Source organism: Mesorhizobium sp. M0910 (assembly GCF_040319465.1).
In the GTDB taxonomy this organism is placed as follows: Bacteria; Pseudomonadota; Alphaproteobacteria; order Rhizobiales; family Rhizobiaceae; genus Mesorhizobium.
This window is the reverse complement of the sequence record NZ_JAMYNZ010000003.1, coordinates 39,342-63,489: the sequence shown is the minus strand read 5'-3', so window position 1 is coordinate 63,489 and position 24,148 is coordinate 39,342. Positions and strand designations below refer to the sequence as shown.

Genomic DNA, 24,148 nt, shown 5'->3' with positions numbered 1-24,148 from the left:
CGATGAATTTCGGAAAGATCCCAGCAGCGACGATGGCGGCCGCTATCGTCGCTCTGTCGATGACGCTGGCCGCCAGGGCCGAAATGATTGCAGTGACCGACATCACGGGCCGCCAAGTCAAGGTGAACGTCCCTGTCGAGAGGGTAATCCTGGGTGAGGGCCGGCAGGTCTATCTCGTCGCGGCGCTCGACACCGAGGATCCGTTCAAGCGCATCGCTGGCTGGCGCGAGAATTTCAGCCAAGCGGATCCGGACAACTACGCCGCCTATCTGGAAAAATTCCCAAGGATGGCGAATATCCCCACATTCGGCGGTTTCAAGGACGGCACTTTCGACGTCGAGCAGGCAGTATCGCTCAAGCCCGACGTCATCGTGATGAACATCGAGTCGAAGCAGGCCACGGAAGACGCCGAGTATATCGAGAAACTCACCGCTGCCGGCATTCCGTTGGTTTATGTCGATTTCCGCGAGCGTCCCTTTACCAACACCGAACCCAGCATGCGCCTGTTTGGCAGGCTGTTCGGCAAGGAGCAGCGCGCCGAGGAATTCATCACCTGGCGCGCCGCCGAGATCGTGCGCGTTACCGACGTAATCGAGAAGGCCAAGCCGGAAAGGCCCAAGGTCTTCATCGAACGCGCCGGCGGCTATTCGGACGATTGCTGCATGAGCTTCGGCGACGACAATTTCGGCAAATTCGTTGAGATGGCAAGCGGTGACAACATCGCCAAAGACATCATCCCCGGCACCTTCGGCACACTCAATCCCGAACAGATCATCGCCTCCGACCCGGATCAGATCATCGTCACCGGCGGCTCGTGGGAAGCCTATGTACCGGGCGGTGCCTGGGTGGGCGTCGGCCCCGGCCGTGATGAGGCGGAGGCGGTGCGCAAGCTGAAGGCGCTGACCGAGCGGCCGGCGCTGACCGGCGTGAAGGCCGTCGAGGACGGCGCGGTGCATGCCATCTGGCATCAGTTCTACAACAGTCCTTATCAGTTCGTGGCCATCCAGCAGATGGCGAAGTGGCTGCATCCCGATCTTTTCGCCGACCTTGATCCTGAGGCGTCCTTCAGCGAGTTGCACAAGAAATTCCTGCCCATCGCATACAGGCCCGGCCACTGGGTCTCGCTGACCGATGTCGATTGAATCGACGGCCGTCAGCACCGCGCTCCACAGCACCGATGGACGAGGGCGTTACCGCGCCCTCGTCTGGCGGCGGCAGGTGATCCTTGCCGGCCTCGGCGCTGCCCTGCTCTTCAGCCTGTGCGTCGACCTTGCGGTCGGTCCCGCCCGCTACGACCTCGGCGAGGTCGTGCGGGCCCTTGTGTTCCCCGACACCGTGCCGCAGCAGGTGCGCGTGGTGCTCTGGGACATCCGCATGCCGGTGGCCCTGATGGCGATTGTCGTAGGGGCGGCGCTCGCCGTGGCCGGCGCGCAGATGCAGACCATCCTCAATAATCCGCTGGCGAGCCCCTTCACGCTCGGCATATCCGCCGCCGCGAGCTTCGGCGCCGCGCTTGCGCTTGCCTTCGGAGTGAGGCTTGTCCCCGCCGCAGTCGAGTATGTAGTGCCGATCAACGCCTTCGTGATGGCGATGCTGGCGGCCTTCCTCATTCACGTGCTGAGCGTCAAGCGCGGCGTCAGCGCGGAGACCATCGTGCTGCTCGGCATCGCGCTGGTTTTCACCTTCAACGCGCTGCTCGCGCTCGTCCAGTTTTTCGCGTCGGCGGAAGCGCTGGCGGCGGTCGTCTTCTGGACAATGGGCAGCCTCACCAAGGCCACCTGGCCTAAGGTTGCGGTCACCACATTCATTCTCCTCGCAGTCTTACCCATTTTCGCCCGGCGCGTCTGGGCGCTGACGGCGTTGAGGCTCGGTGAGGACAAGGCGGCCAGCTTCGGCGTCAAAGTCGGTCGCCTGCGGCTCGAGACGCTCATCCTGGTGAGCCTCCTCGCCGCCATTCCGGTCGCCTTCGTCGGCACCATAGGTTTTATCGGCCTCGTGGGCCCGCACATCGCGCGCATGATCATCGGCGAGGACCAACGCTTCTTCCTGCCCGCCTCGGCCCTTGCGGGCGCGCTCATCCTGTCGGCCAGCTCGGTCGTCAGCAAGTCGCTTATCCCGGGGACGGTCTTCCCGATCGGCATCGTCACCTCGCTGATCGGCATCCCCTTCTTCATCTCGCTCGTCCTCTCCAGCACGAGGCGCTCATGGTGACGATCCGGCTTGAGGCGCTCGGCGCGCGCTACGGCACGAGCCTCCGGCTTCGGGATGTGACGACCCCAGCGTTCGAGGGCGGAGACATTGTGGCCGTGATCGGTCCGAATGCCGCCGGGAAGTCGACGCTCTTCAGGCGCATCGCCGGCCTCCTGCACGGACCGGGAGCAATGCATGTCGAGGGGGCCATTCGCGGGACGAGCGGCATCTGCTACATGCCACAGGAAACGTCCGCCAACGCGGTGCTCACCGTCTATGAGTCAGTGTTGCTCGCCCGCAAGCAGGGTATGGGCTGGTCCGTGGGCGACGATGATCTGGCTCGCATCGACGAGACCCTTGCGGCGCTCGGCATCGCCGACATCGCTTTCCGCAACATTGGCGAGCTTTCCGGCGGCCAGCGGCAACTCGCCAGCCTGGCACAGACGCTGGTGCGCGAGCCGGAGGTCCTGCTGATGGACGAACCGACATCAGCACTCGATCTGTCGCGGCAGGTGGAAGTGCTCGGTCTCATGCGGGAACTTGCCAGGGCGCGAGGCATGGTCGTGCTGATCGCCCTGCACGACCTCAATCAGGCCCTGCGCTTCAGCGATCAGACAATGGTCATCGCGGACGGCCGGCTGGTCGCATGCGGGCCAACGCGGGACATCATCACCTCACATCTGCGCGGGACATTTATCATCTCAACGCGCGCATCGAGCCGTGCTCGCGCGGCATCGGCCATGTCATCGTGGATGGCGTGGCGGATGGGCGTCGGACGCTCACAATGCCGGCAGCGGAGACCGATCCGGGCTTCGGAGCAGATTCGAGGCGGCAGCCGTTCCGGCCGCGTGACGGCAACGGCATTAAGCCGGTTGATCGACGCCCGCACTGATCGACCTGGTCCTCTAACCGCTGGTTGAAGGCGACAGCGTGCTTGCATTCAACTCAAGGCGTGGCCGGCCAATCCATAGACCCAAGGCCCATTGTCTTCCCGGTTCAGAAAGCGGCGCCCCTTGGACATGGTCGTAACGGTCTCGGCAATGCCGAGGCCGCACTGCTGGAGAAACGCGGCAAACACGCCATCCTTCTCGCGGGTGTCGACACGGGCAAATCGTCCTGCCAGTCCGTTCAGATGCACGGCTGTAAGATGGACCGCGTCGAGATCGTTTCGCGCGACCATCGGGCCGATCACGTGACCACGCCCGAACTCGCGACACATGGAATAGCCGACGATCTCGCTGCCGCGGCTCAAAGTGCAGATTGAGGCATCGGCCGCGAGCAACGTGAGCAGCCTCTCGCGGTTTGTCCCAAACGCGCGGGTGTCCAGCGCCGTGATTTCCTTCAGCCTGTCGCTCGACAGCGCCTGCAATTGACCGTCCAGGGACGGCACTGTTGGGAGGATCGGTGGGACTTCACCCTGGCGCATGTATACAGTCGCCTCGGTCGTGAAACCGAGTGAGACATAAAGAGGATAGGCAGCATGGGTAGCATTGAGTGCCAAGTTGCGATCGCCGCACTGCTCGAGGACTAGGTCCATGAGCCACCGGCCGCCTCCTTGCGCTTGCGTGCGGGGCGTTGTGATCACTACGCCGATGGTGGCGAAATCGTTCCCGTGAGGAAACCACATCGCGCTGCCGAAAACGCGTCCAATACCATCAACGGCAACGATGCCCTGGCCGGCGCGACGCAGTAGGTTCCAATCCTTCGGCCGATGAGGCCAGCGGACTGAGATCGACAGCGCGTGCAGCAGCTCAACGTCGACATCATTGATGTCCCGCGCGACCAGTTCGAAGGATTTCAGGCGTACTGATCTCTGCATCTCAGTCGATCCTTCAACAAATGCGCAAGGCACGCGGTGTGACGTTGTGATCGATCGCCGTGTCGCGACATGCCTCTTTTGCCGTAGCATTATACGGGAAAGCCAGCAGGTTTCGCTGGTTCGAGGTGCTTTTTCGCAATCTTCGGCCAAAGCATGACGCAATTCGGCAGCGAACTCTGCTGCCTGCGGATACGCTGGTTGCACCCGGTGATAATGTGCGATTAGAGCGGACCGCCATGAACGTGGAAGAAATCCTCGCGACGCTGATTGGATTTCCCTCTGTTGTGGGCACGCCAAACCGCGCGATCGTCGATTGGATCCGCGACTACTGTCAGGCAGCCGGAGCCGAGGTGACGGTTCTGCCCGGTCCCGAGGGCGACCGGTCCAACCTCTTCGTGACGATCGGCCCGCGCCAGGGTCGGGGCTACATCATCTCCGGACATATGGATGTCGTGCCGGCCGGCGAGCCGGAATGGAGCTCGGATCCGTTCGTCCTGCGCCGCGAGGGCGGCAGGCTATACGGCCGCGGCACCACCGACATGAAGGGCTTCCTCGCCTGCGCATTGGCCGCGCTCCCAGGACTTGCGGCGATGAACCTGCGGCAGCCAGTTCATCTCGCATTCTCCTATGACGAAGAGGCGGGGTGCCGTGGTGTGCCGCATCTCCTGGCCGCGTTGCCGAGCTTATGCGAGAGGCCGCTTGGCGCCATTGTCGGCGAGCCGAGCAGGATGCAGCCTGTGCGCGCGCACAAGGGGAAGGCCGCCGCGCGGCTCGAGGTGATCGGGCGATCCGGCCATTCCTCACGCCCCGATCTCGGACTCAATGCTGTGCACGCCATGGCCAGCGTCATCACATACGCCGTGGTCTACGGCCAGTCCCTCGCCGACGGGCCGCTCGATGAAAATTTCGAGCCCCCATATTCTTCCTTGCAGGTGGGCGTCATCGCCGGTGGACAGGCGGTCAACATCATCCCTGGCCAATGCACAGCCGATATCGAGGTGCGCGCCGTGCCCGGCGTTTCTCCAGCCTCCCTGCTTGAGCCTGTCAAGACCCGGCTTTTCGCCCTGCGAGACAGTGGCTTCGATGTGGCGTGGCACGAGTTGAGCACCTATCCCGCCCTCGCGCCCGCGAACGGGAGCGCGCTAGCGGCCGTTCTGACCGAGCTGACGGGGCAGGAGCCGCTCACAGCCGTCAGCTTCGGCACGGAGGCCGGGCTTTACCAGCAGGCCGGCATCGACGCGATCATTTGCGGTCCTGGCGACATCGGCCGTGCCCATCGTCCCAATGAGTATATCGAGATCGGTGAACTCGCCGCTTGCCGGAAGATGATCGAGGGGCTTGGCGCGCGTCTTGCGGCCTGAAGGAAGGGCGGTCGCCATGGCGTTTCTTTTCAATTCCGATGCGGCGCGTGCTGCGGTCTTCCGCGAGATATTCGCGCGCGAGCTCCCGGATCTGGATTTCTTCCATTCCGGAGATGAGATGGAGCCGGAGAAGGTGCGCTATCTCATCACCTGGACGGTGCCGGACGAGATCTCGCGCTACCGCAATCTGGAAGTGCTGTTTTCCATCGGCGCGGGCGTCGACCAGTTCAAGCAGGACGTGGTGCCAAGCCATGTGAAGCTTGTGCGCATGGTCGAGGACGGCATCATACGCATGATGCAGGAATACGTTGCGCTCGGCGTGTTGGCGCTCCACCGCGAGATGCCCGCTTATCTTGAGCAGCAGAAAAGATGCCTCTGGAAACCGATTGCCGCTCGACAGGCGGCCGAACGCCGGGTTGGCTTTCTCGGCCTTGGCATGCTGGCCCGCGCGGCTATCGAGCGTTTGAAGCCGTTCCAGTTTCAGCTTGCCGGGTGGAGCCGCAGCGAAAAGCGGATCGAGGACGTCGCCTGCTTTCACGGCACGGACCAACTCGCGGGCTTTCTGAAGCAAACGGATATTCTCGTCTGCCTGCTCCCGCTCACGGAACAAACGCACGGCATGCTCGACGCGGAGTTCTTCCACTTACTGCCCGCCGGGGCTCAACTGCTGCATGTCGGCAGGGGTCCGCAACTGGACCAGGCCGCGCTGATCGACGCGCTCGACACCGGTCACGTATCTGCGGCGATGCTTGATGTCACCGATCCAGAACCGCTCCCGGAAGACCATCCGCTGTGGTCGCATCCGAAGGTGATGATAACGCCGCACATCGCCTCGGTGACGCAACCGCATACGGCGGCACAATCCGTCGTCGACAACATTCGGCGCCACCGCGCCGGAGAAGAACTGATCGGCCTCGTCGATCGGACACTCGGCTACTAACCAGGAATCATCACATGTCACTTCTGATCACGATCGACACAGTTCCAGACTTTGCGCCGAAGGAGGCATTACCGGCTCCGGAGCGGCTCATTTCCGGCAATCCATCCTTCAAGACTTGGGCGCAGGATGCCTCGAAAGGTGAGAAGGTTCTGACCGGCGTCTGGGAGGCGACGCCCGGCGAGACGCATTCGATCAAGGGCACTATCTACGAGTTCTGCCACATCGTCTCGGGTCTCGTAGAAATCGAGGAGAAGGGCGGTGAGACCAAGACCTACCGCGCCGGCGACAGTTTCGTGATGAAACCCGGTTTCGTCGGCGTCTGGCGCACGATCGAGACCGTACGCAAGATCTACGTCTGCGTTTATGACTGAGTTCAGTGCTCAAGGTCCGGCCGAATAGCGCGCGGCGGTTCCAGAACAATCGGCTTTTCAGGTTCCGCCTGACGCGATTCGACGCCGTCGGAGGCATAAACCTCGACGGAAAATGCGGCGGGCGGTCGACTACTGTTCGGGCCACGCCAGTGCGAATGAGGACCTCCATCCATGAAGACCTACAAGATAGCGCTGATCCCCGGCGACGGCATCGGCAAGGACGTGACGCAGGCGGCATGGCAGGTGCTGCAAGTGGCGGCTAAGCAGGGCGGTTTCGTCCTTGATGACATAAGATTCCCGTGGTCGTGCGCCTACTACCTGGAGACCGGTGCAATGATGCCGTCAGACGGCATCGATACACTCCGAAAATTCGATGCGATCTATCTCGGCGCTGTGGGCTGGTCCGCGGAAGTGCCCGACTCAGTATCGCTTCACGGACTGCTCCTGCCGATCCGGAAAGGCTTCACGCAGTACGCCAACATACGACCGCACCGGCTGTTGCCGGGCGTTCAGGGGCCCCTCCGCTCCGATGGTTTCGATATCCTGTGCATCCGTGAGAATACGGAAGGCGAATATTCCGGCGCCGGTGGGCGCGTTCATTCCGGCACGGCCGATGAGGTCGCGGTTGAGACTGCGATCTTCACGCGTACGGGTGTCGAACGGATCATCCGTTTCGGTTTCGAACAGGCGCGGGCGCGTCGCAAGAAGCTCGCATCTGTCACCAAATCCAACGCGCAGAAGCACTCCATGGTTTTCTGGGATGAGGTCACGCGCGAGGTGGCGAAAGACTATGCCGATGTGGAGGTCTCGCACTACCACATCGACGCCATTGCCGCCCGTATGGTCCTGGCGCCGGAAAGCCTCGACGTAATCGTCGCATCGAACCTTTTCGGCGACATCCTCACCGATATTGGAGCGGCCATTCAGGGAGGGCTGGGTTACGCCGCCTCCGCCAATATCAATCCCGATCGCAGCGTGCCTTCCATGTTCGAGCCGGTCCATGGTTCGGCGCCCGACATCGCGCATCTCGGCGTCGCCAATCCGATCGCCGCGATCTGGTCCGGTGCCATGATGCTCGAGCATCTGGGCGAGGGGCACGCTGCGGCGGAAGTGATGTCGGCAATCGAGTCCGCAACCGCGCGGGGGATTGGCACGATCGCAGGCAAGGACAGGACTGAAACGATCGCGCAGGCCGTGCTGGCAGGATTAAGTTGAAAGGGAAGAGGAAAAGACCATGAATGCGATGACGAAGGTTGGCATGTTCAACGATTCCGACCTTTTTCGCCAGCAGGCGCTGATTGGCGGTGTCTGGCGGGATGCGGAAACGAAGGGCGCGGTCGATGTCATTGACCCTGCCAGCCAAAGTGTTCTCGGCACCGTTCCCGCAATGGGGGAGAACGAGACGAGAGCGGCAATCGATGCCGCGGCCGAGGCCTTCAAAGGCTGGAAGAAAAGGACGCATGCCGAGCGTGCAGGATTTCTGGAACGCTGGCACGACCTCATCCGCCAGCACGAACAGGATCTCGCGCTCCTGCTGACGCTGGAACAGGGCAAGCCGCTTGCCGAGGCATTGGCGGAAATCCATTACGGCGCCTCCTTCGTGAAATGGTTCGCCGAAGAAGCTCGCCGGATCGGTGGCTCGACCATTCCGTCACCCACGGCCGGTCGCCGCATTCTGGTGCTGAAAGAACCCGTCGGCGTCTGCGCCATCATCACGCCGTGGAATTTCCCCAACGCGATGATCGCACGCAAAGTAGCACCGGCGCTGGCCGCAGGTTGTACGGTTGTCATCAAGCCGTCGGAATTTACGCCATTCTCGGCGCTGGCGCTCGGCGTTCTGGCGGAACGGGCAGGTATCCCTGCAGGCGTGATCAACATTGTGACCGGCATGCCCGTCGAAATCGGCAACGAACTGATGGCCAATCAGACGGTGCGCAAGATCTCGTTCACCGGTTCGACCCGCGTCGGTGCGCTGCTCATGCGCGGCGCGTCCGATACCATCAAGCGGCTGAGCCTGGAGCTTGGCGGCAACGCACCCTTTATCGTCTTTGACGACGCCGATCTGGATAAGGCAGTTGAAGGGGTGATCGCATCCAAGTTCCGCAATGGCGGTCAAACCTGCGTCTGCGCGAACCGGATTCTTGTGCAGGAACGCGTTTACGACGCTTTCGCCGAAAAGCTGAGCCGGCGCGTCACGCGGATGAAGGTTGGCGCAGGGACCGATGAGGGCACTGAGATCGGCCCGATGATCAACGCAGCCGCGATCGACAAGATCGAGCGTCACATCGCCGATGCTCAGGCGAAAGGCGCGCAGATCATCGCCCAAAGCGAGACGATGCCGGAGGGTAAGCAATATGCACGGCCCGTCGTGCTGGGAGAAGCTACTGCGGGGATGCTCCTGGCATCGGAAGAGACGTTCGGTCCAGTGGCGCCGCTTTTTCGCTTCGAGACGGAGGAAGAGGCCATCGCCATTGCGAACGGTACGCCGTTCGGCCTTGCCGCCTACTTCTACACCGACAACCTCAAGCGCTCATGGCGTGTTGCCGAGGCGCTGGAGTTCGGTATGGTCGGGCTCAACACAGGCATGATCTCTACCGAGGTTGCGCCTTTCGGCGGTGTCAAGCAATCGGGAGTGGGGCGCGAAGGATCGCAGCTCGGCATCGAGGAATATCTCGAGGTCAAGGCGCTTCATGTTGGCGGGCTTAACTAGTTATCTTGCACGCAGGTGGAAACACTTGCAGCCCTAAAGCGTTGGAACCACAAGAAAGGGGCGGTGAAAACCGCCCCTTTCTCTATCGCGACCAGTGATTATTAACGTCTGGGAGTGCCTCAGCCTGAAAGTTAGGCGAATTCCCGAACAGGCTCCAGCCCGACGGCGCCGGCCAAACCGCCGATATCCTTGATTTCGGTATATTCGTAGAAGGGGTTCGCAGGTTCATGGCCGCGGTTCACCCAGACCTTGCTCTTGATGCCAAGATCATAGGCGGTCATGAGATCGTAGCGGAATGAAGACGACACATGTGTGATGTCCTCCGGGCCGCAGCCTAGCTTCTCGAGCATATATTCGAAGCCCTTCATCTGCGGCTTGTAGGCGCCGGTCTCCTCGGCCGTGATGACCATGTGAAAGGGTGCGCCGAGTTTCTCCACATTCGACATGATCAGGCTCTTCATGGAGTTCGACAGGATCACCAGCGGAATCTCCTTGGCGACCTTGGCCAGGCCCGCCGGGACATCCGGGTGCGGACCCCATGTCGGCACTTCCGCATAGATGCGTTGGGCATCTTCGGGCCGGAATGCGACGCCGTTGCGCTTGCAGGTCCGTTCCACGGAATTGTGCACGACCTCGCTGTACGGCTTCCAGGCGCCAAGAACCTCGTCGAGGCGATAGGCCGAGAAATCCTTGATGAACTGCGCCATCCCAGCTGGGGAGAGCTGCGCGCCGTATACGCGTCTCGCCGCACCGGCCATGTCGAAGTTGGTCAGCGTACCATAGCAGTCGAAGGTGATGTATTTCGGTCTGAACTGGGTCATGGGCGTCGATCCTTCCAATCCTGTCGGCACCGCGTGCCTTTAACAGCAAGGATCATAATGAGGACCGCAGAAGACTAGTCGCCGCATTCGATGCGCCCTGAAGCAGATTGTTTTGTATTGCGTGAGAGCTTTGGCAGAGAGTTGCGCCTGAGTTCGTTTCGAGCTTCGGCGGAGCGCGATCCTTCAGCCGCGCGTCGGCATAAGATGCGGCGCCGGCGACAAAGGAAAGTCAAAACGCCCATCGCTCAGGTTCTGGTCGGGAGGAACTGCTGTCCGCGGCGGGCTATCTTCGGCCTAGGCGAATTCAGGCCCGAAATGAACCGTGACCGCGCAGCAGATCACGCTGGAAAACGAGCTGAAGGACGAAACCGCACCACACCGGACTTACGCTCTCGTAAGTCAGGCACTACGCTGAATCGGAGGAAGCAAATGCTGGCAAACTCACTGATCGAACTCGATCGCGCACATCTGGTTCACCCGTTTTCATGCTATCGGAGCCACGAGGAGACGGGCGTGCGGGTGCTCAAATCCGCCAAAGGCGCAACCGTGACCGATGCAAGCGGGAAAACCCTGCTGGACGGATTCGCCGGTCTATGGTGTGTAAATATCGGATATGGCCAGGAAAGCGTCATTGAAGCAGCGACAAAGCAGCTAAGAGAGCTTCCCTATGCGACGGGATATTTCGGGTTGGGATCCGAGCCTGCCATTCGCCTTGCTGCCAGGCTTGCCGAGCTGGCGCCCGGCGATTTGAACCATGTCTATTTCACGCTTGGCGGCTCCGACGCAGTCGACAGTACGATCCGCTTCATTCGCTATTACTACCATGCCAAGGGTACGCCGCAAAAGGACCAGTTCATCTCCGTGGAGCACGGCTACCATGGATCCTCGACGGCAGGGTCAGGTCTGACCGCGATCCCGGCTTTTCACGCGGGTTTCGGCGTGCCTTACGACTGGCAGCACAAGATTCCCTCGCACTACGCCTATCGCAATCCAGTCGGTTCCGATCCGCAGGCGATCATCGGCGCATCGGTCGCGGCCCTGCGGGCCAAAATTGCAGAACTCGGCGCGGGCCGCGTTGCGGCCTTCTACGCCGAACCCATCCAGGGTTCGGGCGGTGTCCTCGTTCCACCGACAGGTTGGCTGAAGGCTCTGCACGCCGTGTGCAAGGAACACGACATTCTGTTCATTGCCGACGAAGTTATCACTGCCTTTGGCCGCACAGGCCCTCTCTTCGCCTGTGAGGAAGACGAGGTCGTGCCGGATTTCATGACCACGGCGAAGGGACTGACCTCGGGCTACGTGCCGATGGGCGCCGTCTTCATGTCGGACCATGTGTACAATACGATCGCGGACGGAGCCGGCAAAGCGGCTGTCGGCCATGGCTATACCTATTCGGCCCATCCCGTGAGCGCGGCGGTCGGGCTCGAATGTCTGCGTCTCTATGAAGATGGCCTGCTCGAGAATGGGCGGAAGGTGGGGAAGCGGTTGATGGAAGGCCTTCGCTCGCTCGCCGACCACCCGCTGGTTGGCGACATTCGCGGTCGCGGCATGCTGGCAGCAATCGAGTTGGTCACCGACAAGGCACGCAAGACACCGCTGCCGGCGGCGGCCGATCCGGGGCGCCGCATCTTCGAGCGCGCGTGGGCAAACGGCCTTGTCATCCGTGCCTTCAACAGCGGCATCCTCGGCTTTGCGCCGCCGCTCTGCTGCACCGAGGACGATATTGATGAAATCCTTGAACGCACGCGGATGACGCTGGACCAAACCCTCGAAGATAAGGACGTGCGGGCAGCGATGAAGGCATGATCAGCGGGCGCATTGCATTGACCAGGGCTAAACTCACGCCGCCCGGGTCTTTCGCATGTGTCCCGGCCTAAGTATCAGCCCAGACGCTTCTTTCTCCGCTGTACGAACGCTTGGCTCGGCGTCACCGAGGCTTCACGTCTGCCACTTGCCAAACCTGGTCAGCGGCGCACCCACTGATCGACTTTTGCCCCTGTCACCCATCGCGCAGCAAAGATGATGGTCGGGCGATTTGTCTCCACGAATCGTCGACCTCGCATCGGCCATTCTGAAGCTCAGCGAGGTCGATCGTGACTCGTTGCACGGCGAGTTCGGGTCTCTTCGGCCTGGAGCCCGCCATTGAGACAATTCCCGCCCGCTCAAGGGCCGCCAAGGAGCGGGATACGTTCGGCTGCGGACGCGCCGCCAACCTGCACAGCTCCGTGATGCTTTGCGGTCGATACCGATGGATCAGCGCCACCAGCCGACAATTCTCAGGGGTCAACGCCCGCAGAATCTCTTCCGGCGCACACGACTGAGCCATTGGTTCAGGGACCACCCGGCCCCCTGAGCCGTCGCCGCCGCCATCACTGTCGTGCGTGTTTTCCTAAGTAAGAGTGCTTTCCAGGTGAACAATGGCCTCGAGGAAAGACGGAAATGCCTCTTTTACCCTGTCGAGGCTTTCCTGCACCTTGTCGGTTTTCAGGTCAAAACCGTACCGATGCCTCACCAGGTGACGGAATCCGTTTAACTCACTCAAGGACTGATAAAGCTCGGGGTCGAGCACAGCCGGTCGGATGCCTGCAATTTCCGCCGACATCTGATCGAGCACGTCCTGGTGCATCGTAGGCCCTTGGAGAACGAGGCCGTCTATATCGTTGGAGAGGCTGAGCAGGATGTCCTCGATGCTGTTGTAGACATTGTGGACTCCCAGCGAACTGCTGCGATCGCGCCCCATTTGCCGAGTGACAGCTCACTCCGATTCGCCAGATATTCCTCGCTTGCTGCAGTTCCTTCGCAGCGCGGTCGATTTTTGGCGACAGTTTTGCGAACGCCGGATGCTTAAACGCTGCCATTAAGCAATTCCTGCACTCGTTCGGACGAAACGTCTGAGGCAAAGATCAGGTCATAAGGAATGTTCGTTCCCCGAAGCTGGTCTGCGACCAAGCGCTCCACCATGGCCCGGCGCGCGGGATCAGTGCGTCCGTGCACCAGCAGATCTACGTCAGAGTGGACGCGGAAACGGTTTTTCGCGAGGGATCCGACAACAGAGATATCGACGCCGCGGGCTTTGGCGTTCCGGAGAATACGCGATACACAGGCTTGCGCAGTCATCCGGCGATCGTCAGCTCTTCGGTGGATCAAAGTGTCAATCTTGTTCATCTTTTCGCCTCTTGCCTTTGCTCCAACTGTGACCCGAGGCGAGATTGTCGCAACTCCGCAAGCTGTGCGCGCTACCTGCCTATACAGTTCATATTCAAGCCATTTGACGACAGGGTGGCAATGACGGCCTCCCCCGAAACGTGACATCGTCATTCGACAAATGCCGCGCGCAACAAGATGGAGCTTGGCACGAGCGCCCGCCGCTTGAGGACCGAGCCGGAGCTGCATTCTCATTTGTCGAAAATGATGTCGAGAGGCAAATGGGATTTCACAATCGGTGACTTCAGCACGACGAAGCTGAAATATTTGTCGATTCCGATATCCAATTCGATCATGCGCTCCATAATCGTCTGGTACTCGCTGATGCCTGCTGTGACAAACTTCACAAGATAGTCGTATCCGCCTGAAACCAGATGGCATTCGATGACCGAATCGACTTTCTGAATTGCGGTAAGAAATCTCGCGAAGTCGTTCTGTTGATGGTGCTTGAGCGTGACTTCGGTGAAGATCGTTAGAGTCTGTCCGAGCTTGGACACATCGATCTGGGCGGAATAGCCGGTGATGAAGCCTTCCGCCTGAAGCTTCTTCACCCGCATCAGGCAAGGGCTCGGCGAAAGGTTGACAAGGTCGGCAAGCTCGACATTCGTGACTCGCCCGTTCTTTTGCAGTTGGGATAAGATCTTGATGTCGATCTTGTCGAGCTTCATTGGAAACCTGTCACATGTTCGAACCGCGGATCGCTCGGCAGACGGCGTCTGTCACTTCCTGCGTGGTCGCTGTCCCTCCCACGTCCGGCGTCAGCACGCCTTCACTAGTCACCGTTTCCACAGCGCTCATCAACCGCACGGCCGCTGCGCTCTCGCCCAGATGTTCGAGCATCTGGGCAGCGGTCCAGAAGGTGGCGACCGGGTTGGCAATACCCTTGCCGGCGATGTCGAATGCCGAGCCGTGAATTGGCTCGAACATCGAGGGATAGCGACGCTCGGGATCAATGTTGGCGGTCGGTGCAACGCCGAGACTGCCCGCGAGCGCGCCTGCAAGGTCCGACAATATGTCGGCGTGAAGATTAGTGGCGACGATCGTATCGAGGCTCCGAGGTTTCAACGTCATACGCACTGTCGTAGCATCGACTAGCATCTTGTCCCACACGACGTCAGGGAACTCTTGCGCCACCTCGGCTGCGATTTCGTCCCACATTACCATGCCGTGACGCTGAGCGTTGGATTTCGTAACCACTGTCAGGAGCTTTCGCGGCCGTGACTGCGCCAGCCGGAATGCATAGCGCATGATGCGGGTGACGCCGACGCGCGTGAAGATCGCGACCTCGGTTCCGACCTCCTCAGGGAGGCCGCGATGGGCGCGGCCGCCGTGGCCCGAATACTCGCCCTCGGAATTCTCCCGCACGATCACCCAATCCAGATCGCCAGGGCCAACGCCCGCCAGCGGAGAAACAATCCCGGGCAATATTCTTGTCGGCCGCACGTTCGCGTATTGATCAAAGCCTTGGCAAATCGGCAGCCGGAGGCCCCAGAGCGTGATATCGTCGGGCAGGTCGGGAGCGCCTACCGCGCCAAAGAAGATGGCGTCGAAGCGCTTCAGTTGCGCCACGCCATCTTCGGGCATCATCCGACCATGGGCCTTGTAGTAATCCGAGCCCCAGTCGAAGTGCTGGACGCGCAGCTTGAAGTCGCCGCAGCGTTGCTGCAGCGCCTCAAGCGCCTGGAGACCTGCGGCAATGACCTCTGGCCCGATTCCGTCGGCAGGAATGGCGGCAATCTCATATTCGCGCATCGTCAGTTCCCTGTTTTTGGTGCTGGCCGCATCGTGCCTCAATCTCGTGTGCGACCGATTGTACCTTGGCAAGACGGTCTTCTCAGAATTCAGCGACCTTGCCCCACGCAGCGGTCTTCAGACGCTCGGGCCTATAAGGACGCGGATCGACAATAGGCTCGCTGCCTGTGATGATGTCGGCGATCATATGCCCCGCGCCGGGGCCAATCCCGAAGCCGTGACCGCTGAATCCCGCCGCCAGGATGAAGCCCGGAATCCCCTCCACTTCGCCGACTGCGGGAATGCCGTCGGGTGTACTGTCGATATAACCCGCCCACACATCGGAGATCGCCACCCGCTGGAGTTCGGGGATCAATTCGCAGGCTCTCCGATATGTCAGCCGAATCTGCCCCATGTCGGGCTTCGGGTCGAGAATCCGGTTCCTTTCCATTGGCGTGATCTCGTCGAGGGTCCATTTGCGCAGGCTTTCGTGGCCCTGACGCCAGCCCTCGAAGGCGCCCGGGGCGAGATTGCGCCAGCGGCGGGCGAACATAGGTACAAACTCGCGGCTGAACCTGAACTGTTGCGGCGTTGGATCGACACGCGCCCGCCCGCTGATCGCCAGCGTGTATCCACCGTTGCTGCGCCGCGTCAGAGAGATGCGAGCGGTATGCAGGGCATCTGGCAGACCGTTTGCGCCTGGCGCCACGGCCAGAATGGACTGACGCACGGCAGCTTGCGGAAAACGCACACCGAGCTGGTTGCAGAAGGAAGACGCCCACGCGCCCCCGGCCATGACCACGGTCTTTGTCCGGATGCTACCCGCTTCGGTCACGACAGCGCTCACCCGGCCGGCGCTCAATTCCAGCCCGCGCGCCGCGCAGTGCTGATGTACGGTGCCTCCCGCCGCCATGATGCCGCGCGCTGCAACCGGCACTGCCTTGGAAGGGTCCGCCGTTCCGTCGGTTGGCGAGAACACGCCACCTTTCCATTTGCGGCGCGTCGCTCTGCCCCGTTCGGTGGCTTCTTCCGCGCTCAGCATGTGCGTGGTGACGCCGACCGTTCTCGCAAAATCGCGCCACTTCGCCCAGCCTGCCAGCTCATTTTCGTCTTGTGAGAGATAGAGGAGCCCGCAGCGGCGAAAGCCGGTGTCTTGGCCGGTCTCCTGTGCTACCTTCTCCCAGAGGTCGAGGCTCTTGGTCGCCATCGGCAGCTCACGCGCATCGCGGTTCTGCTGGCGGCACCAACCCCAGTTGCGGCTGGACTGCTCGGCCGCGATACGCCCCTTCTCGACCAGGGCGACCTTGAGGCCGCGGCGCGCCAGATAGTAAGCGCTGAACACGCCCACCACCCCGCCGCCGATGACGACGACGTCCGCCTCGCGAGGGAGGGAAGGGCTGCAGTCGATGTGCATGAGCGGCGCGGGCATGGATGGGACTCCGGTAATTTGAACCATCCTAACCTGCCGCCCGCAGAGGCAGACTGCGGAGTTTGTGCCTGGACGGAATTTCCTGCGTTTAGCAGCCCCCAGGACAGGCAATTATTGCGCTAAGAGCTCGCTGCGTGGGCAAGCTGGAGTACATTTCATGCAGTCGCGTCATCTGCGGCATGGGCGGCATACGGCGCAGTCGTCGACCTTGATCGGCAGCGCCTTGGCCGACATTGCGATGGGCCGCACGGTCACCAATCCGTTTGGGCGCCATGGCCCGCAAATGGTGTCGATGTACACCGGAAATCTTTGGTCCTATCCCTCATGGCCACGTATTGCCGAATAAAGGATATGGTTGCCTGATCCCGGTTTCCGCGCCGAAACGGGAACAGAGTGAAATGCCGAACTGGATGTTCTTTTCAGAAGTTCCTGCCGCGCGAGGGCCAAGTTTCGAAGACTCTGCGGAAACAGAACAGTCAGACTGGCTGCAAGAGCGGAGCAACCCTTCCTTTTGGCAGGCAGGCTCCAGAGGACATTCGACAGGCAAGGCTTGCTCCTTCGGAGAGTTCTCCAAGAAAAAGGGAACAGAGTCCGGTACACGGATCGGATTTCATAAGGGAGCCGCCAGGATGAGCAGACCCCGTCTCTCGCAGCCTCAGCGCGCGAAGCGCCGAGAACGCCGGACTACGGCCGCTAGGGTGAGGCGCTTCTGCTCAAAGGGCGATGAAGCGGTCCGCAACAGGGTGGACGCGCTCGGTTGAAAGGGGAGGTGATCTCGATGATCGCAAGCATCCAGGCTGTAGCCCCCCACGATGTGGCGCTTTCGGTGCGCGACCTCACAGTGAATTTGCCGCAAGGCATGGAACGGACCCATGCTGTCAAGGATATTTCCTTCGATCTGAAACGCGGCCAGATCCTTTGCATCATAGGCGAGTCCGGATCGGGTAAGTCGGTGACGGCGAACGCGATCATGGGGCTTCTGCCGAAGGTGATCCGGCTCTCATCGGGTGTCATCCAGCTGGAAGGGATGAACATCGTCGGCATGTCGCCAGACAAGCTGCGCAACCTGCGTGGACGGGTCGTGTCGATGATCTTTCAGGACCCGCTCTCGGCGCTCAATCCCCTGATGACGGTGGGCGCGCAGATTGACGAGGTCATGGCAGCGCACGGCTTCGGCACGCCACAAACCTGTCGCAACCGCGCAATCGAACTGCTCACTGAAGTAGGCCTGCCAGATCCCGAACTCATGTATTACCAGTACCCGTTCCGGCTTTCGGGCGGGCAGCGGCAGCGCGTCATGATCGCCATGGCCTTGGCGCTTGAGCCGACGGTGCTGATTGCCGATGAGCCGACCACCGCGCTCGACGTCACCACCCAGGCTCAGATCCTGCAACTGATCCGTGACATTCAGCGGCGCAAGGGCATGAGCGTGATGTTCATCACCCACGATTTCGGCGTGGTGGCCGAGATCGCCGACAGCGTCGTGGTGATGGAAAAGGGCCATGTCGTCGAACAAGGCAGCGCCGAGCAGGTGTTGAAGTCGCCCAAGCACCCTTATACCCAGCGCCTGATCGCAGCCGTACCGCATTTGACCGGCGAAGATCGCCCCCGTCCGGACGCTGCCAGCAAGGAGCCGATCCTGAAGGTTGAGGGTCTGGTGAAGACCTATCGCGGTGGCAGCGCGCTGTTCGGCGCGCAACGGACTGTGACAGCGGTCAACGAGGTTTCGTTCGAACTGGCGCCCGGCCGCACGCTTGGGGTCGTAGGCGAGAGCGGTTCGGGGAAATCGTCGCTGGGCCGGCTGCTGATCAAGCTGCTGGACAATGACGGCGGCGAGATCTTGTTTCAAGGCTGTGACATAGCCAAGCTTTCCGAAGCGAAGTTCCGCCCGCTTCGACCGCGGATCCAGATGATCTTCCAGGATCCCTTCGCTTCTCTGAACCCACGCTCGACGGTCGGTCACATCATGACGGTAGGCCCGCTGGCGCACGGGATGCCTTATGTCCAAGCGCGCGATGAAGCGCGTGCGCTTCTGGCCCATGTCGGTCTCGATGCCGGCGCTTTTGGCCGCTACCCGCACGAGTTCTCGGGTGGGCAACGCCAGCGCATCGGCATCGCTCGTGCGCTGATGTTCAAGCCGAAGCTGTTGATTGCCGACGAGGCGGTCTCCGCACTCGACGTGTCGATCCAGGCACAGATCCTGCAGCTTCTGGACCAGATCCAGCGCGAGACGGGCGTGTCGATGGTCTTCATCACGCACGACCTGCGCGTCGCCAGCCAGATCTGCGACGAAATCGCAGTGATGCAGAAGGGCCGGATCGTCGAGCGCGGACCGCCCTCGCAAATATTCCTGAACCCGCAAGCAGCCTACACGCGCCAACTGGTAGCGGCGATTCCAGGAGAGCGGCCGGGCAATGCCCGTCCAGTAGCAGCAAACGCATAAGAAATAACAAGAGAGGAACTACCATGACCAAAAATTCATCGACTACGTCCAACTACTCGAGGCGCGAAGCGCTGCGACTGATGGCGATAGGTGGGGCTGCAGGCCTCATCGCGCCCAATCTGTTGGGCAAGCCCGCCTTTGCCAAGACCCCTCCGGCAGGGCCGGCCGGGCGCGTCGTCGTCGGCCTCTCCCAAGAGCCGACCGTGTTCAATCCGCTGATGGCGCATATCGAAGTCGATGACGCGATCCATTTCTCGGTTTTCGACGCGCTGGTCCGCATGGATCCCCAAGGTGGCCTACATCCAAACCTCGCGGCCGAGGTGCCAAGCCAGAAGAGCGGCGGCATTTCGGAGGACGGTCTCAACTGGCGCATCCGGTTGCGTGACAATGCCCGCTGGCACGACGGTGAGCCCTTCACGGCCGAAGACGTGAAATTCACCCTTGAGCTCATCACGAACCCGAAGTTTCGGGCTTGGCGCACGAGCGGCCATTCGCTCGTGCAGGACATCACAGTGGTTTCGCCCACCGAGATCACATGGCGGATGAAGGAGGCCTTCGCGCCCTATCTTTCGTTCTTGGCCGAAACCTTCATCGTGCCCAAGCACATTCTGGGGAAAGAAGCCGATCCGAATACAGCCGCGTTCAACCAGGCGCCGGTCGGCACCGGAGCATTCAAATGGGGCCAGCGTGTTGCGGGCGATCATATCGAGCTCGTCGCCAATCCTGAGTACGCCGGCGAAGGTCCCTATGTCGAGCAGCTCATCTTCAAATACATCCCCGACATGACCGTGCTCTACACTCAGTTCAAGAGCGGCGACGTGGACCTTGTCGATCAGTCGTTCATCACCGCCGACCATTATACTGAAGCCCGCGAACTACCAGATCGCGTAGTGACACTGGAGACAGGGGCATCCCTGGAGTCGATCTACCTCAATTTGGGCCGCCCGCAGTTCAAGGACCTGGCAGTGCGCCAGGCGCTCTACGCCGCGTTGGACAGGAAGGCGATTGTCGACACGATCTATTACGGGGTGGGTACCCTCACCGAGACCTTCATGCCGAAGGAGTCCTACTACTATGACCCGAACCTGCCGGTTCAGGAATTCAATCTGGACCGGGCGCGCCAAATCCTTGATGAGGCCGGGTGGGTGCCGGGGCCGGATGGAATCCGGGCCAAGGATGGGGTGCGACTGTCCTTCTCCAACTCGACAACTTCCGGCAACAACCTGCGCGAGCAGACGCAGCAGTTCCTGCAGCAGACGTTTGCCGAGATAGGCGTCGAGATGACCATCTCGAATTTGCCGGCTGCAGTCATGTGGGGCGAGTTCTGGCTGAAATCGCAATTCGACACCGCCATGGTGGGCGTCACCTATCTGATTGCCGCCGACCCCGACGCCACAAACCGGCTCCATACGAAGGCAATCGCCGCTCAAGGCGGACACGGTTCGAACACCGGGCAATATTCCAATCCTGAGGTCGATGCCCTGCTCGAAAAGGGTGCTCGCAGCTTCGATCCGGAAGAACGGCGCGCGATCTATAATCGTGTGCAGGAAGTCGTGCGCCACGATCTGCCCTTCCTGCCGCTGTTCGCGTACACAATCGTCCTCGGGCGCAAGAAGGGGCTGGACGGCTTCGAGCCCAACGCCAACACCCGCACCGCGTCGTGGAATGCCGCGGCCTGGAAGTGGAAGGCCTAGACGCAGTTGCCGCCGCCCAGCCCGATTCCGCCGCGGCGGCGGCAACAGACTAAAATCATCAACCCACAATGGAGGGACTCGAATGCGCGGCTTCCTGCTCAATCGCCTCTTGCAGAGCCTGGTGCTGCTTGTGATCGTTTCGATCATCGGCTTCGGCATTCTGAATCTCCTTCCCGGCGGCCCGCTAGCCCAATTCGGGCTTGATCCCGGAATGACCCAGCAGGATATCGAGCGTCTCAAGGGGCTGCTGGGCCTCGATCGCCCTATATGGATCCAATATCTGGACTGGGCATGGCGGCTGGTGCGGGGCGACTGGGGTCACTCCTTCCGCGACGGAGCGCCGGTCTTGGAGGTCATCGGCAGCCATCTCTTTGCCACGCTGCTGCTGATGGGTTCCTCAACCGTGATTGCAATCTCCATTGGCGCCTGGATCGGAATCCGCGGCGCCACGCGCCGCTACTCGCTGTTCGACTATCTTGCAACTGTCGGCGCCATGGTCGCGTTGTCGGTCCCCACCTTCTGGTTCGGACTCGTCGGCATCTACGTCTTTTCCCTGAAGCTGGGCTGGCTGCCCGCGGGCAATATGTCCGAGATCGGCGATGCCTCGATCCTGGGCTATCTCCACCATCTGATCCTGCCAAGTATCGTGCTGTCGCTGGTCCATGTCGCGATCTGGAGCCGCTACATGCGGACGGCGACTCTCGACGCCATTAGCCAGGATTTCGTCAAGACGGCCCGGGCCAAAGGCTTGAGTGAACGCCGGATTCTGATGAAGCATGTCGTCGGCAACGCACTTTTGCCGATGATTACCTTGGCTGGGATGCAGCTTCCCAGCGTCCTCACCGGCGCACTCGTGACCGAAACCGTCTTTACCTGGCCAGGAATGGGACGGTTGTTCCTCGATAGCCTTGGTTACAGCGACTATCCGGTTGTGATGGGGCTACTGATGTTCTCCGCCATCCTCGTTCTGCTTGGAAACCTGATCGCCGACATTGTCGTCGCTATTGTCGATCCGCGCATTCGCCTGGCTTGAGCGCGCAACTTCCCCGACAGGAGACAGCCGATATGACCGCTCTCACCGCAAATGCAGCTCCAAGCCGATGGAGAAACAACCGTGCGGCACTTCGTTTCATGCGGCATCGCTTGGCGCTGCTTGGGTTGGCGATGATCATCTTCCTGAGCCTTGCTTGCGTCCTCGGCCCCCATCTCCTGCCTTATGACTCACTGTACATCGATCTGCGGGCCCGCTTTGCCCCTCCGCTGACGGACTACCACTTTCTAGGTACCGATCCGCTTGGCCGCGACGTGGCGGCAAGGCTTTTGATGGCGGGACGAATCTCGCTGCTGGTGGGTTTCTTTGCCATGGTTTTGTCGACGCTCATCGGCACGCTGGTCGGCGTAATTGCCGGCTATCGCGGCGGCTGGGTCGGGGCCATGCTGATGCGCACGGTCGATGGTTTCCTGTCATTCCCATCGATCTTTCTGCTGCTGGCGCTGGCTGCCGCACTGAAGCCCAGTCCTGTGATGATCACCGTCATTATCGCCCTCACCAGTTGGATGGAGGTTGCCCGCATAGTCGAAGCGGAAGTCCGCTCGTTACGAGAACGCGAGTTCGTCCTGGCCGGGCGAATGGTGGGATTGAGTGGCACCCACATCATGTTCCGCGAGATACTGCCCAACGCCATGGGGCCGATTATCGTTGCTTCCACCTTGACGGTCGCGCGCGCCATTCTCATGGAAGCCTACATCAGTTTCCTCGGCTACGGGATCCAGCCGCCACTGCCCAGCTGGGGCAACATGCTCAACGGCGCCCAGCAATATCTGGGCAGCGCACCCTGGCTGGCAATCATTCCCGGAGCTGCAATCACGATCGCGGTAACCAGTTTCAACTTCATCGGTGACGGGCTGCGTGATGCGCTCGACGTCCGAGACGACCACATCTGAAGTTTCACCGACCGTAGATCACCCCAGCGAGAAGTCAGCCCCGTGCAAGAGCCTCATATCGCCGACAAGAACACACCCTACTGGTGGGAAGCAGCGCCCGTCATGCCGCTGCCGCGGCAGCCCCTCGCAAAGAAGCTTGACGTGGCAATCGTCGGCGCCGGTTATGCCGGTCTTTCGGCCGGGCTTGTGCTGGTGCGCGAAGGACGCTCGGTCGCAGCTTTTGACGCAATGAATCCGGGCGAGGGTGCTTCCACCCGCAACGGCGGGATTACGAGCGCGAGCATCCGGCCCGACTATGCTACGATCACCCGGCGCTTCGGGGAAGAGAAAGCCATGGCGATCGAGGCCGAGGGAAAGGTCGCACGCGAATTCCTCTACGACTTCATCAAGACCGAAGGGCTCGACTGCGACTTCCGACTGGTTGGCCAATTCAAGGGCGCTTTCGGATATGAACAGTATGAGAAGATGGCGCGCGGCGCCGAGACGCTGGCGAAGAAACTGGGGATCGAGTCCTACGCGGTTCCGCATGCCGAGCAGCGAAGTTATATCGGCACCGACTTCTACCGCGGCGGAACCGTTCGGATGGACATTGGCGGGCTGCACCCCGCAAAATTCCATGCTGAGCTCCTTCGGGTGGCGCTCGCATCCGGGTTGACGGTCCATTCGCATACAGTGGTCAAGTCGATGGAGAGGAACGGTTCGGGGTTCCGCGTCGCGACTTCGGCGGGGACGGTGGACGCACGGCAGGTTCTGGTCTGTACCAACGGCTATACCGACGGCGCTGCTCCCTTCCTGCGCCGCCGCCTGGTTCCGGTCCGCAGCCGGATCATCGTCACCGAGGAACTTGCGCCCGATGTCATGGCGCAACTGATGCCGAAGCTGATGACGGTCACCGAGAACCGGCAACTCGGTTTCTATTATCGTCCCTCGCCCGACGGAAAACGTATCCTGCTGGGGGGCCGTGACAGTTCCCGCTTCGGCGATCCGGCGGCGCCGAAACTTCTCCTTCGCAAGGGCCTGGTGAACCTTTTCCCGGAGTTGGAGAACGTGCGCCTTTCGCATTGCTGGTTCGGCAATGTGGCGATGAACCGAGACATGCTGCCCCGCATCTTCGAGAAGGACGGCGTGGTCTATGCAACTGGCTTCTGCGGTTCGGGCGTGGTCTGGGCGCCATGGATTGGCATGCGTGCGGCCCACAAGTTGATGGGGCATGGCGAGCAGTCGCGCACTGCGTTCGACTTTCGACCGCCTTCGGCCGTCCCGCTCTATCGTGGCAATCCGTGGTTCATGCCGGCGATTATCCAGGGCTATCGGTTGCAGGACCGTCTCGCCTTCTGGCGCGCCAGACGCTAGTCGCCGACATCGGGCGATCCGTGGTTCATGCGGGCACCCCTTTGGCGCGCCCGCCGCTGATACGACTGCAGGATCGCGCGCGGCCACCTTGTTGCCGTGTCGAAAAATCTGTCGGGACTGGGGACTCGGTGCGAAAAC

General features: G+C 61.2%; 22 protein-coding genes and 1 pseudogene. 15 read left to right on the top strand and 8 right to left on the bottom strand.

Features of this window, described 5'->3' with window-relative positions; translation table 11 throughout:
• Positions 1-32: 32 nt before the first annotated feature.
• The 3 genes and pseudogenes from NKH78_RS07970 to NKH78_RS07960 form a co-directional block, all read left to right on the top strand.
• Positions 33-1,142 carry an ABC transporter substrate-binding protein gene (locus tag NKH78_RS07970; protein WP_352882849.1) on the top strand — a complete coding sequence of 370 codons (1,110 nt, stop codon included), beginning with the start codon at positions 33-35 and terminating at the stop codon, positions 1,140-1,142.
• A complete protein-coding gene (locus NKH78_RS07965; protein WP_352777388.1) occupies positions 1,132-2,211 on the top strand; it encodes a FecCD family ABC transporter permease in 1,080 nt (359 codons plus the stop codon). Before NKH78_RS07970 ends, NKH78_RS07965 begins: the two co-directional genes overlap by 11 nt.
• Positions 2,205-2,953: pseudogene (locus NKH78_RS07960) on the top strand (ABC transporter ATP-binding protein); the annotation flags it as partial. The gene NKH78_RS07965 and the pseudogene NKH78_RS07960, both read left to right, overlap by 7 nt.
• A gap of 177 nt (positions 2,954-3,130) precedes the next feature.
• Here NKH78_RS07960 and NKH78_RS07955 read toward each other — a convergent pair.
• Positions 3,131-4,009, bottom strand: a complete 879-nt coding sequence (locus NKH78_RS07955; protein ID WP_352646234.1) for a GNAT family N-acetyltransferase — start codon at positions 4,007-4,009, stop codon at positions 3,131-3,133.
• 236 nt (positions 4,010-4,245) lie between these two features.
• Between NKH78_RS07955 and argE the strand changes: the two genes are divergently transcribed.
• From argE to NKH78_RS07930, 5 genes are all read left to right on the top strand, one after another.
• Positions 4,246-5,370 (top strand): acetylornithine deacetylase, encoded by a 1,125-nt coding sequence (gene argE, locus NKH78_RS07950; protein WP_352701471.1) that lies wholly within the window; start codon positions 4,246-4,248, stop codon positions 5,368-5,370.
• A 16-nt stretch (positions 5,371-5,386) separates the two neighbouring features.
• Positions 5,387-6,310: a 2-hydroxyacid dehydrogenase gene (locus tag NKH78_RS07945; RefSeq protein WP_352752794.1), complete on the top strand. Its 924-nt coding sequence runs from the start codon at positions 5,387-5,389 to the stop codon at positions 6,308-6,310.
• A 14-nt stretch (positions 6,311-6,324) separates the two neighbouring features.
• Positions 6,325-6,681 carry a cupin domain-containing protein gene (locus NKH78_RS07940; protein WP_023678793.1) on the top strand — a complete coding sequence of 119 codons (357 nt, stop codon included), beginning with the start codon at positions 6,325-6,327 and terminating at the stop codon, positions 6,679-6,681.
• Between the two features lie 171 nt (positions 6,682-6,852).
• A complete protein-coding gene (locus NKH78_RS07935) occupies positions 6,853-7,896 on the top strand; it encodes a tartrate dehydrogenase (protein ID WP_352777389.1) in 1,044 nt (347 codons plus the stop codon).
• Between the two features lie 19 nt (positions 7,897-7,915).
• On the top strand, positions 7,916-9,391 hold the full coding sequence (locus NKH78_RS07930) for an NAD-dependent succinate-semialdehyde dehydrogenase (protein WP_352882608.1): 1,476 nt from the start codon (positions 7,916-7,918) through the stop codon (positions 9,389-9,391).
• 131 nt (positions 9,392-9,522) lie between these two features.
• Here the strand turns inward: NKH78_RS07930 and NKH78_RS07925 are convergent, their stop codons facing one another.
• Entirely contained in the window at positions 9,523-10,212 is a 690-nt protein-coding gene (locus NKH78_RS07925; protein WP_352752789.1) for a haloacid dehalogenase type II, read from the bottom strand.
• Between the two features lie 429 nt (positions 10,213-10,641).
• Between NKH78_RS07925 and NKH78_RS07920 the strand changes: the two genes are divergently transcribed.
• Positions 10,642-12,018 carry an aspartate aminotransferase family protein gene (locus tag NKH78_RS07920; protein ID WP_352881396.1) on the top strand — a complete coding sequence of 459 codons (1,377 nt, stop codon included), beginning with the start codon at positions 10,642-10,644 and terminating at the stop codon, positions 12,016-12,018.
• 193 nt (positions 12,019-12,211) lie between these two features.
• On the opposite strand, the gene NKH78_RS07915 is transcribed toward NKH78_RS07920, so the two are convergent.
• The 6 genes from NKH78_RS07915 to NKH78_RS07890 form a co-directional block, all read right to left on the bottom strand.
• Positions 12,212-12,538, bottom strand: a complete 327-nt coding sequence (locus NKH78_RS07915; RefSeq protein WP_352881398.1) for an HVO_A0114 family putative DNA-binding protein — start codon at positions 12,536-12,538, stop codon at positions 12,212-12,214.
• A 63-nt stretch (positions 12,539-12,601) separates the two neighbouring features.
• Complete coding sequence (locus NKH78_RS07910; RefSeq protein ID WP_352507718.1) at positions 12,602-12,952, bottom strand: ribonuclease toxin HepT-like protein; 351 nt, start codon at positions 12,950-12,952, stop codon at positions 12,602-12,604.
• Positions 12,953-13,056: 104 nt separating this feature from the next.
• On the bottom strand, positions 13,057-13,377 hold the full coding sequence (locus NKH78_RS07905) for a nucleotidyltransferase domain-containing protein (RefSeq protein ID WP_352507720.1): 321 nt from the start codon (positions 13,375-13,377) through the stop codon (positions 13,057-13,059).
• Positions 13,378-13,607: 230 nt separating this feature from the next.
• Positions 13,608-14,084, bottom strand: coding sequence for an Lrp/AsnC family transcriptional regulator (locus NKH78_RS07900; RefSeq protein ID WP_023718597.1), 477 nt, complete (start codon positions 14,082-14,084; stop codon positions 13,608-13,610).
• A gap of 10 nt (positions 14,085-14,094) precedes the next feature.
• A complete protein-coding gene (locus NKH78_RS07895) occupies positions 14,095-15,168 on the bottom strand; it encodes a tartrate dehydrogenase (protein ID WP_352882605.1) in 1,074 nt (357 codons plus the stop codon).
• An 82-nt stretch (positions 15,169-15,250) separates the two neighbouring features.
• On the bottom strand, positions 15,251-16,576 hold the full coding sequence (locus NKH78_RS07890; RefSeq protein WP_352882603.1) for an NAD(P)/FAD-dependent oxidoreductase: 1,326 nt from the start codon (positions 16,574-16,576) through the stop codon (positions 15,251-15,253).
• A 157-nt stretch (positions 16,577-16,733) separates the two neighbouring features.
• Here NKH78_RS07890 and NKH78_RS07885 point away from each other — a divergent pair, with 157 nt between their 5' ends.
• The 6 genes from NKH78_RS07885 (at position 16,734) to NKH78_RS07860 (ending at position 24,010) form a co-directional block, all read left to right on the top strand.
• Positions 16,734-16,922 carry a hypothetical protein gene (locus NKH78_RS07885; RefSeq protein ID WP_352507723.1) on the top strand — a complete coding sequence of 63 codons (189 nt, stop codon included), beginning with the start codon at positions 16,734-16,736 and terminating at the stop codon, positions 16,920-16,922.
• 432 nt (positions 16,923-17,354) lie between these two features.
• Positions 17,355-19,019, top strand: coding sequence for an ABC transporter ATP-binding protein (locus tag NKH78_RS07880; RefSeq protein WP_352507724.1), 1,665 nt, complete (start codon positions 17,355-17,357; stop codon positions 19,017-19,019).
• 23 nt (positions 19,020-19,042) lie between these two features.
• Positions 19,043-20,713: a peptide ABC transporter substrate-binding protein gene (locus NKH78_RS07875; protein WP_352882601.1), complete on the top strand. Its 1,671-nt coding sequence runs from the start codon at positions 19,043-19,045 to the stop codon at positions 20,711-20,713.
• An 82-nt stretch (positions 20,714-20,795) separates the two neighbouring features.
• Positions 20,796-21,746 carry an ABC transporter permease gene (locus NKH78_RS07870; RefSeq protein WP_352507726.1) on the top strand — a complete coding sequence of 317 codons (951 nt, stop codon included), beginning with the start codon at positions 20,796-20,798 and terminating at the stop codon, positions 21,744-21,746.
• A 32-nt stretch (positions 21,747-21,778) separates the two neighbouring features.
• Positions 21,779-22,657 (top strand): ABC transporter permease, encoded by an 879-nt coding sequence (locus NKH78_RS07865; protein ID WP_352507767.1) that lies wholly within the window; start codon positions 21,779-21,781, stop codon positions 22,655-22,657.
• A 102-nt stretch (positions 22,658-22,759) separates the two neighbouring features.
• Entirely contained in the window at positions 22,760-24,010 is a 1,251-nt protein-coding gene (locus tag NKH78_RS07860; RefSeq protein ID WP_502899792.1) for an NAD(P)/FAD-dependent oxidoreductase, read from the top strand.
• Positions 24,011-24,148: the final 138 nt, after the last annotated feature.